We start from the raw sequence: 14360 nt of genomic DNA, 5'->3' as shown, positions 1-14360 counted from the left end.
AATGTAGCGGATTTTGGTGGGGACTAGTTTTCCGCCCTTTGCCCCAAGGGAAAAAATCAGGCACGTGTGGTCCCTCACAGGTAGAGCAACACTAAAACTAGCACAATTGGAGATCAGCGCTGTCCGTCGTGGGCAAGGAGTTGCGGATGAAATCTGGAGGTGAAATGCGCTACCCTTGCGTGGATCGGATGTCGTCGCAAGGAGTGCAAGCGCTGCGTACCAGTCTTTGGACTGTCTCGATGTAAACATCGATCTTGACACCCCGGCGGCGGTATTTCGCGCGTTTGACGTACCAATCCTGCAAAAGTGGTTTGATCAGCGCGGGTAGTAACGGCGAAGTATCCGGCCCGAAATCCCCAGATTTCATCCCGGCCGAAATTACGTCGGCAAAGATCGCTTCGGTTAGCTTTTCACTATCTGTGGCCATGCGGCGTTCGGCAAGGGGAAAATTTTTGGCTTCGATGAAGGCAAAAGTGAACCACGGCAGCATCGCCTCAGTTAGCCGAATATGTGTCTCGATCAGCCAATCGAGATGCGCGGCCGGCGTTTCGGTCACGTCTGGCGACGCCTCGGAAAGGACGGTCCGAACCTGTTCGGTGACTTCACCTAGTATCATACCGAGTAGCGTGGTCTTTGAGTCGAAGTAGGCATATAGCCCGCCCATCGATACGCCGGACTTTGCGGACAGGTCTCTAAGCGACATGGCTTGAAACCCTTTCTGGTTGGACAGCTCCAGAGCGGCGGTAACGATCAAACTGAGCTTTCTGACCGCAAAGGCCGGCTTCTTGACTGCGATGGTCGAGCGGTGCCGTTCAAGAATTTCGGCGCAAAGCGCTTCGGCCGTGAACCGATCAGTGTCCAACATGACAGCTTTTTTACTGCACCGGGCACTTTGTCGCAATCCGGCTTGTAACGGAAACCGGTATCGTATATCAATTTTTCGAGCGGACGCTCGAAAAATGGAATGTCGAATGATGGATATGGATAATGCAGCCCGGGTGCAGCCCATGAATTGGCCCGGACTCGCGGGAAAGACCGCCCTAGTCACTGGAGCCTCGTCGGGTCTTGGCGCACATTTTGCCGAACTGCTGGCGGGGCAGGGCGTCGCGGTCACGATTGCTGCGCGGCGTGTAGACCGGCTCGCCGCTCTTTCCGAGCGGATCGTTGGCGATGGAGGAGATGTCACCGCAATCGAGATGGATGTAGCCAATCCGGCGTCAGTAGCGAACGCGCAGGAAGGGCGCGTATTCGACATGGTCATCAACAATGCTGGGTCTACGGTTTCCGCTCCTGCGTTCGAGCACAGAGCGGCCGACATTGACGCCATCATCGATACCAACCTCAAGGGAGCGTTCCACGTCTCGCGCGTGACCGCTTCGGCCATGATCGCGGCCAAGGCGCCTGGCAGCATCGTCAATGTCGCCTCGATCCTGGGCATCCGTGTTGCGAGCCATGTGTCGGCCTATGCCGCTTCGAAAGCGGGGCTCATGCAGCTGACCCGGTCGCTCGCCCTTGAATGGGCCCGCCACGGTATCCGCGTGAACGCGCTCTGTCCGGGCTACATCGAAACTGACCTGAATCGCGATTTCTTCGCGACCGAGGCTGGAGAGGCGCTGATCCGGCGTGTGCCTCAACGCCGGCTTGGGCAGCCTTCCGACCTCGATGGTCCGCTTCTTCTTTTGTTGTCCTCTCTCGGCGGCTTCATGACCGGCTCCGAGATCGTCGCGGATGGCGGCCACCTAGTAGCATCTATCTGAAAAGGCCCGATATGGATTTCACCATCACACCCGAGGTCGAGGATTACCGCGCGCGCATCGCCCGGTTCGTCGAGGACGAGATCTTGCCGGTTGAAGCTGATCGGTCCAACTGGAACGAGCACGAAAACATCGCGGAACATGCGTTGACGCCCTTGCGTGAGAAGGCAAAGGCCGAGTGCCTTTGGGCGCTTCAGGTGCCGAGAGAGGATGGCGGGGCGGGGCTGCCATTTACGACACTTGCGCTGCTGTATGAAGAGATGAATCGTTCAATCTTTGGACCGGTCGTCTTCCATGGCGCGGCCCCCGATGACGGGAACATGCGGTTGATGTCGCAGGCGGCGTCTGAGGCGCAAAAGGCGCGTTGGTTGGCTCCGGTCGTCGAGGGTAAGGTTCGGTCTGCCTTCGTCATGACAGAACCACATCCCGGGGGAGGATCGGACCCCGGGATGATGCTGACCACAGCGAAGAAGGTTGGTGAGAACTATGTCGTGCGGGGGCGCAAATGGTTTATCACAGGCGCAGAGGACGCTCAGCATTTCATCTTAGTTGCCCGCACTTCAGACGATCCCCGTCGCGGACTAACCGCGTTCCTTCATTCCGCAAACGAGCCTGGCTTTCGTATCGAGCGGCGCATCCGGATCATGGGGCCGGAAGAACATGGCGGCCATTGCGAACTGGTCTATGAGGATATGGAACTGCCCGCTGACCGGGTGCTGATGGGCGAGGGTTTTGGGTTGAAGCTGACTCAAACTCGATTGGGACCGGCGCGTTTGACGCATTGTATGCGATGGTTGGGCCTATCCAAGCGGTGCATGGAGATCGCCAAGGAATATGCTGCGAACAGGTATGGCTTTGGAGTCAGGCTGGCGGATCGTGAGAGCATCCAGATCAAGCTGGGCGATCTTGCCATGGGCATCGAGGTCGGTCGTCTTTTGGTGATGAAGGCGGCGTGGGAAATCGAGCGCGGCCAGTTCGCCAAGAAAGAAATCTCGATGGCAAAGATCCACGTCGCGAACCTGCTGCACAAAGCTGCCGATGTCGCAATCCAAATCAACGGCGCGCGAGGGTATTCACAGGATACGGTTCTGGAATGGATCTACCGTTATGCCCGGCAGGCGCGTCTGGTGGATGGTGCGGACGAAGTTCATCAGATGGTGCTGAACCGGCACTTCAACGATGCAGATCGTGATTTTTGGAAGTGGGCCGTGTCCTGAGAGATCATAACGGAGAAAAGGCCATGTTCACTGTTGCCCATCTCGCGCCGTGCAAGGCGAATACCACGCCCCTTACGCCGCTTCGGTTTCTGGAACGGACGTTGGAAGTGCATCCGGACCGTCCCGCAGTCGCTTGGCGGCAAGATAGGTGGACGTATCGAGAGTTTGGCGAACTCGTCGCCCGTCTGGCGGATTGGTTGACCGGGCAAGGGGTCGGACCCGGTGATGTCGTGTCCATGATGCTGACCAACCGCCCCGAGCTTCTGGCAGCCCATTTCGCGGTTCCGGCGGTCGGTGCGGTTCTGAACGCGATCAACACGCGGATAACGGCGGAGGAGGTTGGGTATATTCTGGATCACGCCGGATCGAAGCTGCTCATCGTAGAGGCATCGACCGATCCCAAGGTAACCGTGGACGTTCCCGTTCATACGCTGTCGCAGGATCCGGAGTCGGGCGAGGGGCTAAACCTGTTCTCGGGGGCAACGTCGCCGCTCGATCTTACGCGCTTTCCACATGCAGAAACCGACGCCCTCGCGTTGAACTACACCTCCGGGACTACGGGACGGCCAAAGGGCGTTGTTTATACGCATCGAGGGGCCGCGCTGAATGCGCTTGGCAATGTTCTGGCCATGGGGTTCGGGCCGGACAGCAGGCTGCTCTGGACCCTGCCGATGTTCCACTGCAACGGGTGGAGCCAGACATGGGCCATTGTTGCGGCGGGCGGGCTTAGCGTATGCCTCGACAGGGCGGACCCGGCACTCATCCTAGAGGAGATCGGGCGGCACGGCGTGACTCACATGAGTTGCGCGCCGGTCGTTCTCTATATGCTTCTGAACACGGCGCCCGAGGATATGCGCGTCTCGGTCAAGGTGGCCACGGGTGGGGCGGCGCCAACGCCAACACTGATCGCCGGGCTTGGCGCGCGCGGGTTCGAGCTTGTTCATCTCTATGGTCTGACCGAAAGCTACGGTCCGAACACGTTGAACGATCCGATGGACAAAGCGTTCGGTTCGACCGAAGACAAGGCCGCCTATCTGGCCCGGCAGGGCCACGGCCACATCCTTGCCGGACGCGCACGCGTCGTGGATGAGACAGGCGCGGACGTGCCTGCGGACGGTGCGACGATGGGTGAGATCGTTTTGACCGGCAACACCATTATGGCGGGATATTACCGCGATCCGGAGGCCACCGAAGCGGCATTCGCCGGGGGTCATTTCCACACCGGTGATCTGGCTGTGAAACACCCCGACGGTCAGATCGAGATCCGCGACCGGGCCAAGGACGTGATTATCACGGGTGGCGAAAACGTGTCATCGATTGAGATCGAGAATGTGCTCCATGCCCATCCGGATGTGTTGTTGGCCGCCGTGGTGGCCGTACCGGACGAGAAATGGGGCGAAACGCCCTGCGCTTTCGTCGAGACCCGGACCGGCGCAACCGTGATACCCGCCGATCTGGATGCCTTTTGCCGGGGCCATCTCAGCGGGTTCAAACGACCCAAGCACTACGTTTTTGGAGAGTTGCCCAAAACAGCGACGGGCAAAATCCAGAAATTCGTGCTTCGTGAACAAGCAAAGGACACGCTATGAGTGCGCTCGACCTTCCGGTGCTGGAGCGTTGGCTTTCTGTTAAATTGCCGGGTCATTCCGGCCTGACGACCGAACGGATCGGCGGCGGGCAATCGAACCCGACTTGGTTCGTCGATTTTGGGGGCACGCGGATGGTCCTGCGTAAAAAGCCGGACGGACCGATCCTGAAAGGCGCTCATGCGATCGAGCGGGAGTTCAGGGTTTTGCGGGCGCTGGCGGACACGGCGGTTCCAGTCCCGCGCGCACTTTGGCTGGAAGAAGATGACAGCATTCTGGGCACGCCGTTTTACGTCATGGAGCGGCTCGACGGGCGGGTGTTCGAAACCAACAGCCTGTCGGGCGTATCCCAGACGGATCGCCGCGAGATGTACCTGGATGCCGCGCGAACGCTTGCCCGGCTACATGTGGTTCGGCCCGATGAGGTGGGCCTTGGCGACTTCGGTCGTCCGGGAAATTATTTCGAGCGGCAGATTGCGCGCTGGTCGAAGCAATACGCGCAGTCGGACGGGCCGCGCATTCCGGCGCTTGACCGTCTGATCGACTGGCTGCCGGAAAACATGCCGCCGGACGATGGCGCGACGTCCATCGCGCACGGCGATTTCCGGCTTGGCAATCTTATGTTCCACCCGACCGAACCACGGGTGATCGCGGTGCTCGATTGGGAGCTTGCGACGCTGGGCCACCCGCTGGCAGATCTTGGCTATGCCGTGATGCCGTGGCGGACAGCCACGGACGAATACGGCGGGGTGCGGGACACTGATTGGAAGGCGGCCGGAATTCCAACGGAACAGACGTTCGTTGAAGAATACATGCAGCACGCTTTGCCGACGTCCCCGCTTCGGCCGTTCCACGTCGCCTTCGCGCTCTTCCGGTTCTCGGTTATATTCGTCGGGATCGCGGACCGGGTGCGGTCAGGCAGTGCGGCATCTTCGGAAGCGAGCGAGTTGGGGCCTCTCGCAGAGCGGTTTGCAGAGCGGGCGTTGGAAGCCGCTGGTCTTTCCTGATTGGACGGACGGCATTTGTTTGCCCTCATTCGCGTGGACCTTTGTGTCCAAGCCGCCTCCAAACCACGCGAGACATCTCTGTGTTTTGGGAGATTCCCGCGCGCTGGACGCTCCGCGCGCACTCGTTTTCATCTGCGTTGATGGGTGTGATTCCCTCGAATGACACCCGGCGTCACTGTGTTGCGGAGAGCGAAACAGAAGTGCAATCCGTTTCAAAAAACCATGATTTCATGTTTATTGGGACGCATCCTTGTGTTTCATTCTGGGGGACATGATCGAAATGGAAGACGATAAGCTGACATCTCGGGGTGCCGAGGCGGGCCCTCTCCACAGCGTTGGGCGGGCGATTACCGTCTTGCGGTTGATCGGCTCTGCGCCTGAGCCCGGTTTGCGGTCGCGGGATATTTCGGAAGCGCTGGACTTGCACAAGACGACGACGTCGCGCATGCTTTCGACCTTGTGTTCGCTGGGCGCCATCAGCCGGGATCGGAGTATGTGCTACCGCGTGTCCGATGACTTCCGTGCAAGCCTGGGGGTGCCGCCATCGACGCGATACCTGCAGCAGATTGTGCGGCCTGTGTTGGGGGTTCTGACCGAAAAGCTGGAGGACGTGTCCTTCATGTCCGTGCCGAACGGGCTCGATTCGTTGTGTGTCGAGCGCAACATTGGCACCTATCCGGTGCAGGCGCTGTCGCTGAACGTGGGCGGGCGTCGTCCGCTTGGCGTGGGTGCGGGGAGCATGGCTCTTCTCGCTTGGAGTTCGGACGAAGAACGGCCACGCTTGATTGAGCTTCAGCGCGATCGGTTGTCGCTCTACCGGCCGACGGTCGAGGAAATTGCGACCGAGGTCGAGCGGTCGCGCGAGCTAGGATTTACCGATTTGCCCGGCTTCGTGGCCAAGGGCATGTCCGGCATGGGCATCGCGATACGCAACCCGGCTGGCGAAGTTCTTGCGTCTCTGTCGGTTGCGGCCATATCGGACCGCCTGTCCGGCGAACGCCGCGATTTGGCAATAAAGGCGCTGCGCAGCGCCCGAGACGAAGTGGAGAAACGTCTCAGACTGCCGGCCGCTCAAGTGGCGGACGCGATTGCGTAAGTAAAAGGGCAGTGCGGCAACGACCGCTCTGTTTGAGGGAGGGATCTTCACGGATCCGAATTGCGAATGTCCGGGCTTCGTGTCTGGACGAATGACGTGCCGCGCGCCCAGCCGTGCGGGCGAATGGGAGAGGTGTGTCGCAATGGGCGCTGCCTACATTTCTGGTGTCGGACTGACGGCGTTTGGGCGCCACGAAGGCCTCGACAGTCTGGATCTGATGACCCGCGCGGCAGGGCAGGCGCTGGACGACGCGAGCGTTAAGCGCGCCGATGTCGATGGGCTGGTGACCGGCTATTCGACAGCAATGCCGCATCTTATGATGGCGACGCGCTTTTGCGAACATTTCGGGTTGGACCCGGCCTATGCCGTATCGCTTCAGCTTGGCGGTGCGACGGGCGCGGGCATGGTCATGCATGCAAAGCTCTTGGTTGAAGCCGGTCGGTACCGGAATGTGCTGGTCGTTGCGGGCGAAAACAGATTGACGAATGAAGGCGGTCGGGATCAGGCGATCAAGACGCTGGCGCAGGTCGGACATGCGGATCACGAGGTGCCTTTTGGTGCGACGGTTCCCGGTTACTACGCTTTGCTCGCGTCCCACTACCTTGCTCACAGTGGAGCCACGCGCGAGGAGCTTGCCCACATCGCGGCCTACATGCGCCGTCACGGCGGCATGACCGAAGGTGCGCATGTTCCTGACCCGATCACGGTCGAGGAGGCGATGGACACGCGCGTGATCGCCGACCCCTTGCGGCTTGCCGATTGCTGTCCGATTTCCGACGGCGCGGCGGCCTTGCTGATTTCGGCCAAGCCGTCTGCGCAGGGCGCGGTGCGGCTGGCCGGCGCCGGGCAAGCCCATCGTCATCAGCACGTGACGGCGATCAAGGACTGGAGCGGCTTCGGTGCCCGCGAAGCGGCGGATCGTGCATTCGCCGAAGCTAAGATTACGCGACCTGATGTCGGCATTCTGGGCATCTACGACAGTTTTACGGTTACCTTCGCGATCCTGCTGGAAGCCTGCGGATTCGCTGCGCCTGGGACGGCCGGGCGGCAGATCGCCGAAGGCGCGCACGACGATGATGGACTTCCGATTAACACGCATGGCGGGCTTTTGAGTTACGGCCATTGCGGCGTTGCGGGCGGGATGGCGCATCTGGTCGAAACGACGCGGCAGCTACAGGGCCGCGCGGGCGACCGTCAGGTCCGCAACGCGCCAGAGGTCGGGTACGTCCACGCTGATGGCGGCGTGCTGTCGGCCCATGTCGGCCTCGTGCTTCGAGCGGACCAGGGGGCGAGATGAAGGCTATTTTCGAACACGTTGGCGAGGTGTTTGCGTGTGGTGACGTCGCATTCCAGCATTGTACGTCCTGCGGCAGCAATCAGGCCTTTGCGAGGCCGTTCTGCGTGGTCTGCCAAGCGGACACACTGGACTGGCGGACCGCCACCACGGGGCGTGTGGCTGCGGTGACGATCATGCATCGTGCGCCCACGCCCGAGTGGAAAAGCAGACTGCCCTACGCCATCGCCCTGATCGATCTGGACGATGGTCCGCGCATCATGTCGGGGTGCGAGACCGAGTTACGGGTCGGTGACCGCGTCTGTTTGCTGCCGGATGGCCAATACGGGCTTCCGTACTTCATGAAAGAAAGGTGAGGCTATGTCGTTGCAGGCCCTTTTGAATCCATCCAGCGTCGCGATTTTCGGCGCGTCTCAGAACCCCAAAAAGGTCGGCGGGCGACCGATCCGCTTTATGCTGGAGCAGGGGTTCAAGGGCGATATCTATCCGATCAATCCGGGCCGCGAGGTCGTGCAGGGACTGACCTGTTATCCTGATCTCGCCTCAGTCCCGACGGTGCCGGATGTCGCCATCGTTGCGGTAGGGCAGGATCTTGTGCTTGGCACGATCAGGGATTGCGCGGATCGGGGGGTCAAAGCCTGTATCGTCATGGCCAGCGGTTTTGGCGAGACGGGCGAGGCGGGGCGCGCCGCGCAGGCCGAAATGCTGGAGGTCGCACGGGCCGCGGGGATGCGGATCGTGGGGCCGAACAGTCAAGGGCTTGCGAACTTCAACAACGGCGCCATCCTGAACTTTTCGACGATGTTCGTGGAAATCCCGCCCGAGACGGGGCCTATTGCCTGCATCAGCCAAAGCGGCGGGATGAGCGTGGTGCCGTATCACATGCTGCGCCAGCGTGGGCTGGGCATCGGGCATTGCCACGCGACGGGGAACGACGCGGACGTCACGGTCGGGGAACTTGCGGCGGAAGTGGTCGCTGACCCAAGCGTGAAGCTTTGCCTGATCTACCTTGAAAAACTTCAAGACCCCACACACCTTGCCCGCGCCGCCAAGATCGCGCGCGAGCGTGGCGTGCCGATCATCGCGTTGAAGTCGGGCCGGTCCCCGGATGGGCAACGCGCGGCGCAGTCGCATACCGGAGCCATTGCAAGTGAAGACCGGATCGTTGACGCGTTTTTCGAGCGCCACGGGATCTGGCGTGCAGAAGGCACCGAAGCCCTGGTGGAGGCAGCTGAGATTTACCTGCAAGGGTGGGCCGCAGGTGGACGCCGTGTTGCGGTGGTGTCGAACAGCGGGGCGACCTGCGTTCTGTCGGCTGATGCAATCGAACGATATGGGCTTGAACTGGCCGTCTTCTCGTCCGAGACCGAGGCGGCGGTGCGCGACGTACTTCCCGATTTCGCGGCCAGCCGGAACCCGATCGACATCACGGCGGCCTTGCTGACCGACAGCGGTCTGCTGGGTAAAGTCCTTCCTCACGCCGGGGGAGACGATGGCGTGGATATGATCATCATCGGGATCCCAGTCAGTGGAGAGGGATATGATGTGGACAGTTTCGCGCGTGACACCGCTGCTTTTGCAAAGAAGGCGAAAAAACCCGTCGTTCTTGCCGCCCCACAGGACAAAGTGAGAAAGGCTTTTGCCGCCTACGGGATCCCCACGTTCGAGACCGAGGACGCTGCCGTACGTGCGCTGGCCCAGTTTTCAAATCATCGGTCGCTTATGCAAAAAGCCGCAGGGGGCGACATTGTCGTCATGACCCCCGGAAAGGCTGGCGAAACACTGGACGAGAACCGGTCGTTGGATAGAATCGCCCAGCGGGGTGTCGCGGTCGCGAACCGCGAAATCTGTAAGGATGTTGCGCAGGCGCTTGCGTTCCTCGAGGTCGCGCCAAACGGTATCGTATTGAAGGCGAACTCGTCGCTCGTTCCGCACAAGTCTGAGCATGGGTTGGTGCGCGTCGGGCTGAACACAGCGGACCAGGTGGAAAGCAATTTCCGCGCAATTCAAGACAAGCTCGCGGACATGAACGTGCCATTCGAAGGCATCTTGGCGGCCGAGATGGTACCCTCGGGGCACGAGATGGTGGTCGGCGGATACCTCGACCCCGTCTTCGGCCCCGTGGTTGTCGTCGGCGAAGGCGGGATCGCGGTCGAAGCGATGCCAGACAACCGTTTGCTCCTGACGCCCTTCGACGAAAACGATGTCGCGAGCGCCCTGTCAAAGCTGCGGATCGGGCCGCTTTTTGCCGGTGTGCGCGGCGCGGCACCACTGAACACTGAGGCCGTTTTCGCGGCAGCGCGTGGCGTGGCCGAATTGTTGACCGAAGGATCGGTGCAGTCCGTGGATATCAACCCGCTGATAACGACGCCCCAAGGTGCCATCGCCGCCGACGCGCTGGTCGAACAACGTACGCCGATCTGACGGATCAAGGCGCGAGACCTGAAATTGGAGGATCTTGTGAAAATGACGACATACAAGAACCCGGAACTCTTTGTGAACGGACGGTGGGTGAGCGCCACCGACGCTTCGTCTCCGGTCTGGAACCCTGCGACCGGTGAACAGATCGGCGCCTGCCCGGCAGCGACCCCGGCCATCATCGACGAGGTGTTGAGCGCCGCCGAGACCGGGTTTGCGATCTGGAAGGCATGGAGCCTGAATGAGCGCGCGGCTCTGATGTCGAAAGCGGCGGATCATCTGCGCACGATGCAGGAAGAAGCGGCAACCCAACTTGTGCTTGAGATGGGCAAACCGCGCGCCGAAGCGATGACCGAGATCGGCAATTGCATCGCGATGTTCGAATGGGCGCCGAATGCCGCACGCGACATTGCCGACCGGCTCCTTCCGGCGCGCGACGGATTTCGCGATTTGCGCGTGAAACATGAACCGGTCGGCCCGGTCTTGGCCATCGCGCCGTGGAATTTCCCGACGTCGCTGGCCGCCCGCAAGATGATCTCGGCCCTTGCTGTCGGATGTTCGGTCGTGGTGCGGCCCGCGCCGGAGACGCCCTCGGCCTTTGGATACGTCGTGCGTGCGCTGGACATGGCGGGTCTCCCCGCGGGTGTCGTTCAGGTCGTCTATGGCGATCCGGACGAGAGCGTATATCCGCTGATCGACAGCCCGGTCATCCGCAAGGTCGCCTTTACAGGTTCGACCCGCGTTGGGGCCTTGCTCGCCGAACGGGCAGGGCGTCTGGCCAAGCCATGCGTCATGGAACTGGGCGGCCACGCACCTGTCATCGTCTGCGAGGACGCGGGCATTGACGAAGCGGTGTCGGCCTCGGTTCAGTCGAAGTTTCGCAACAGCGGCCAGGTCTGTGTGTCGCCCACCCGGTTTCTCGTGCATGACAGCATCGCCGACCGGTTCATCGACAGCTTCGTGGCGCAGGCAAAAGACGTGTCCATCGGTGACGGCCTCGATCCGGACGTGACGATGGGTCCGCTGGCCAATAAGGCGCGCGTCGATGCGATCGAGGGCCTTGTGCGCGACGCGGAAGCGAAGGGCGGCACCATTCGTCTGGGGGGGCGCAGGCTGAACCGCGACGGCTTTTTCTATGAGCCGACGGTGGTCACGGACGTTCCCGACAGTGCGGACGTGATGTCGGTCGAACCCTTTGGCCCGCTGGCGATCATAAACAGGTTCCGCAATCTCGACGATGCGATTGAAGTGGCGAATGCGACCCCTTTCGCCTTGGGCGCCTATGCGTTCACCGCGTCGGACGAGACCGCCAATGACCTGTCGAACCGGTTGGATGCCGGGATGGTCGGGATCAACAGTTTCAGTATCGTTTTCGAAGACAGCCCTATCGGCGGGCGCCGTCAGTCTGGCTGGGGCAGCGAAGGCGGGCCGGAGGGGCTGGCGGCCTATTGCATCCCCAAATTCGTCAGTCTCAAGTAGGGAGGTTTCGATGCATTGTCAGTGTGTTGTGAAATTCGGTACGCCACTCGTGCCGGAAGATCGGGAAGACATGGTCCCCGAGGGGTCCGAGATTATCATGGATGTCTTGGCCGCCGGGGTGTGCCATTCGGACCTGCATATCCGCGATGGCGGCTATGACCTTGGGCATGGCGAGCGCTTGTCGTTCGAAGAGCGCGGGATGCACTTGCCGCATATCATGGGGCACGAACCCGTTGCGCGGATCGCGCGGGTGGGCCCGGATGTGCCGGGCGATCTTAACCGGGACGCCAATTACCTTGTCTATCCGTGGAACGGCTGCGGCGATTGCGACCTGTGCCGTGAGGGCAAAGAGAATTTCTGTGCGACGCCTCGGTTTCTTGGTGTGCACGTGGACGGCGCCTATTCCACGCAAGTTCGCGTGCCGCATGAACGGTATCTCTTCCCCATCGGCGACATGGCCCCGGAACACGCCGCGCCGCTTGCCTGTTCGGGGCTGACCACCTACAGCGCCCTTAAGAAAGTCGAGCACCTGCTGGACCGGACGCCTGCGGTTCTGATCGGCGCTGGTGGGCTTGGCCTGATGGCGGTCGGGCTGGTCAAGGCCATGGGCGGGTTGCCCCCGGTCGTCGTCGATATCGATCCGGCTAAGCGGCAGGCAGCGTTGGATGCTGGCGCCGCGGCGGCCATCGATGGGGCCGCGCTCGATGCACAGGATCAGATCACGAAAGCCGTGGGCAAAACGCCCGAAGCCGTTGTCGATTTCGTCGGTGCCGAGGCGACGACGAAGCTGGGGTTCGAGTGCCTTGGCAAGGATGGCACGATGGTTGTCGTCGGCCTCTTCGGCGGGGCCAGCCCATGGCAATTGGTGATGATCGCGATCAAGAGCGTGACGATCCGTGGCAGTTACATGGGCTCGCTTCCTGAATTTCGCGAGTTGATGGAGCTGGTGACGAGCAAATCGGTTCCATCGCTTCCAACCATCACCTTTGACCTGGACAGCGCCAACGCCGCGCTGGACCGGCTGGTCGAGGGGAAAATCGTCGGTCGCGCCGTGTTGATGCCCTGACGGACGCGGGCGAGCCGGGCATGTTCCGGACGCGCCGAGCTTCAAGTTCGCACCCATGTGTTGCGCGATGGAGAATAGGAATCACTAAGAAAAGAATGAAAAAAATCCAAAAGAATCGTTCTGTACCGCTCTGCGCAACCGCAAATTTGACTCAAACGTAGCGTCATGGTCGGCTCGTTTCAGCGCCTTCAGATCGGTACGCCGGATGAGCGCTTTGGGAGGGCTAGGAGGCCTTGGAATTGGAACATGCAGCCCCGTCCATGGGCGGGCAGCCGCAAGCATTCGCTGCTTGTAGGCCCGGTAAGCTTGTTCCGTTCGCACGGCTTTGACCTGGCAAAAAGGAGGAAAGAGATGAAGAACCCCAAACAATACGCTGGTCTTGTGGCCGGCCTTGCAATGGGCTGCATTTCATCCGGCGCCTTGGCGCAGGACGTGCAGGCCGACATCGGCGCAGATATTGCCCCAATGTGTGGAGACAAGCCGGTCACCGTCGCACTGACCGACGGGTTCGGCGGCAACACCTGGCGTCTGACGAGCTTGGCCGAATTCCGGCACGAAGCGTCTAAATGCGCCAACATCGAAGACGTCATCTATATGGATGCGTCCGGTGACGCGCAGAAATACAATGGCGACATTTCCAGCCTGGTCGCACAGGGCGTCGATATCATCGTCACCTTCACCGATTTCGGCGAAGCGTCCATTCCGGCCTACCGTTCCGCAATGCGCGACGGTGTTACCGTGGTGCCGTATTTCTCAAAGATCAACGGTGAAGCCGGTCGCGACTTCTCGGAAAACATTTACATCGACCAACAAGAAACCGGCAAGCTCTGGGCCGATTGGGTCGGGAACAACATCCCCGATGCCAACGTGCTGTTCCTTGGCGGTCTCGCCGGTTCGGCGTCGTCCCAGGGTTTCCTTGACGGGTTCAAGGCGGGGTTGGAGTCCTATGAGGGTGTCAGCCTGCTTCAGGACAATTACGTCGTCACCAACTGGTCCGCGACGGATGCCCAGCAGGCCGTATCGGGCGCGATTTCGCAGTTTGACGATATTGACGTGGTGGTGACCGACTATGGCGTGACTGCCGTGGCTGCCGTTCGTGCGTTCAAACAGGCGGGCCTTGATGTTCCGGCTATCGCGACGGTTGCAAGCAACAACGAACTGAACTGCATGTTCGTCGAAGACGAAGGCACCGACGCCGAATGGGAATACTTCTCGGTCGACGGTCTCAACCGTCTGGCGCGGTATGGTCTGCGCAAGGCGATGGCCATCCACCAGGGCACAGAGAACGACGAGTCTGTGTCGGTTTCGTTCCCGGCCTTTGCCGACAGTTTTGGCGGTCTGACGCCTGCCTGTGATCCCAATGCGCCGCCGGATGCCGACCTGTCTGCCGCTCTGACTGAAGAGCAGCTTCAGGAAATCTTCAACCGGTAATCGGGCACTCAA

General features: G+C 60.9%; 12 protein-coding genes. 11 read left to right on the top strand and 1 reads right to left on the bottom strand.

Features of this window, described 5'->3' with window-relative positions:
* Positions 1–169: 169 nt before the first annotated feature.
* Positions 170–865: a TetR/AcrR family transcriptional regulator gene (locus GQE99_RS10380; protein ID WP_161351547.1), complete on the bottom strand. Its 696-nt coding sequence runs from the start codon at positions 863–865 to the stop codon at positions 170–172.
* Between the two features lie 106 nt (positions 866–971).
* Between GQE99_RS10380 and GQE99_RS10375 the strand changes: the two genes are divergently transcribed.
* The 11 genes from GQE99_RS10375 (at position 972) to GQE99_RS10325 (ending at position 14348) form a co-directional block, all read left to right on the top strand.
* Positions 972–1757: an SDR family NAD(P)-dependent oxidoreductase gene (locus GQE99_RS10375; RefSeq protein WP_202530723.1), complete on the top strand. Its 786-nt coding sequence runs from the start codon at positions 972–974 to the stop codon at positions 1755–1757.
* A gap of 11 nt (positions 1758–1768) precedes the next feature.
* Positions 1769–2971 carry an acyl-CoA dehydrogenase family protein gene (locus tag GQE99_RS10370; RefSeq protein WP_161351546.1) on the top strand — a complete coding sequence of 401 codons (1203 nt, stop codon included), beginning with the start codon at positions 1769–1771 and terminating at the stop codon, positions 2969–2971.
* A gap of 23 nt (positions 2972–2994) precedes the next feature.
* Positions 2995–4560 carry an AMP-binding protein gene (locus tag GQE99_RS10365; protein WP_161351545.1) on the top strand — a complete coding sequence of 522 codons (1566 nt, stop codon included), beginning with the start codon at positions 2995–2997 and terminating at the stop codon, positions 4558–4560.
* Entirely contained in the window at positions 4557–5564 is a 1008-nt protein-coding gene (locus GQE99_RS10360; RefSeq protein ID WP_161351544.1) for a phosphotransferase family protein, read from the top strand. The genes GQE99_RS10365 and GQE99_RS10360 overlap by 4 nt, the downstream gene beginning before the upstream one ends.
* A gap of 271 nt (positions 5565–5835) precedes the next feature.
* A complete protein-coding gene (locus tag GQE99_RS10355; RefSeq protein WP_161351543.1) occupies positions 5836–6660 on the top strand; it encodes an IclR family transcriptional regulator in 825 nt (274 codons plus the stop codon).
* A gap of 142 nt (positions 6661–6802) precedes the next feature.
* Entirely contained in the window at positions 6803–7957 is a 1155-nt protein-coding gene (locus GQE99_RS10350) for a thiolase family protein (protein WP_161351542.1), read from the top strand.
* A complete protein-coding gene (locus GQE99_RS10345) occupies positions 7954–8310 on the top strand; it encodes a Zn-ribbon domain-containing OB-fold protein (protein WP_161351541.1) in 357 nt (118 codons plus the stop codon). The genes GQE99_RS10350 and GQE99_RS10345 overlap by 4 nt, the downstream gene beginning before the upstream one ends.
* Positions 8311–8314: 4 nt before the next feature.
* On the top strand, positions 8315–10378 hold the full coding sequence (locus GQE99_RS10340) for an acetate--CoA ligase family protein (RefSeq protein WP_161351540.1): 2064 nt from the start codon (positions 8315–8317) through the stop codon (positions 10376–10378).
* 24 nt (positions 10379–10402) lie between these two features.
* Complete coding sequence (locus GQE99_RS10335) at positions 10403–11851, top strand: NAD-dependent succinate-semialdehyde dehydrogenase (protein WP_202530721.1); 1449 nt, start codon at positions 10403–10405, stop codon at positions 11849–11851.
* A 28-nt stretch (positions 11852–11879) separates the two neighbouring features.
* Positions 11880–12917 carry an alcohol dehydrogenase gene (locus tag GQE99_RS10330; protein ID WP_328794085.1) on the top strand — a complete coding sequence of 346 codons (1038 nt, stop codon included), beginning with the start codon at positions 11880–11882 and terminating at the stop codon, positions 12915–12917.
* Between the two features lie 351 nt (positions 12918–13268).
* Positions 13269–14348, top strand: a complete 1080-nt coding sequence (locus GQE99_RS10325) for a substrate-binding domain-containing protein (protein ID WP_161351538.1) — start codon at positions 13269–13271, stop codon at positions 14346–14348.
* Positions 14349–14360 lie beyond the last annotated feature (12 nt).

It is taken from the genome of Maritimibacter harenae, from assembly GCF_009882975.1.
GTDB classification, from domain to species: Bacteria; Pseudomonadota; Alphaproteobacteria; order Rhodobacterales; family Rhodobacteraceae; genus Maritimibacter; species Maritimibacter harenae.
The sequence above is the reverse complement of the archived record's forward strand: the minus strand, read 5'-3'. Positions and strand labels throughout refer to the sequence as shown.

Bases quoted from the DNA above. Each gene is read 5' to 3' on its own strand.
- GQE99_RS10380 (WP_161351547.1), bottom strand. From the start codon at position 865: ATGTTGGACACTGATCGGTTCACGGCCGAAGCGCTTTGCGCCGAAATT.
- GQE99_RS10375 (WP_202530723.1), top strand. From the start codon at position 972: ATGATGGATATGGATAATGCAGCCCGGGTGCAGCCCATGAATTGGCCC.
- GQE99_RS10370 (WP_161351546.1), top strand. From the start codon at position 1,769: ATGGATTTCACCATCACACCCGAGGTCGAGGATTACCGCGCGCGCATC.
- GQE99_RS10365 (WP_161351545.1), top strand. From the start codon at position 2,995: ATGTTCACTGTTGCCCATCTCGCGCCGTGCAAGGCGAATACCACGCCC.
- GQE99_RS10360 (WP_161351544.1), top strand. From the start codon at position 4,557: ATGAGTGCGCTCGACCTTCCGGTGCTGGAGCGTTGGCTTTCTGTTAAA.
- GQE99_RS10355 (WP_161351543.1), top strand. From the start codon at position 5,836: ATGATCGAAATGGAAGACGATAAGCTGACATCTCGGGGTGCCGAGGCG.
- GQE99_RS10350 (WP_161351542.1), top strand. From the start codon at position 6,803: ATGGGCGCTGCCTACATTTCTGGTGTCGGACTGACGGCGTTTGGGCGC.
- GQE99_RS10345 (WP_161351541.1), top strand. From the start codon at position 7,954: ATGAAGGCTATTTTCGAACACGTTGGCGAGGTGTTTGCGTGTGGTGAC.
- GQE99_RS10340 (WP_161351540.1), top strand. From the start codon at position 8,315: ATGTCGTTGCAGGCCCTTTTGAATCCATCCAGCGTCGCGATTTTCGGC.
- GQE99_RS10325 (WP_161351538.1), top strand. From the start codon at position 13,269: ATGAAGAACCCCAAACAATACGCTGGTCTTGTGGCCGGCCTTGCAATG.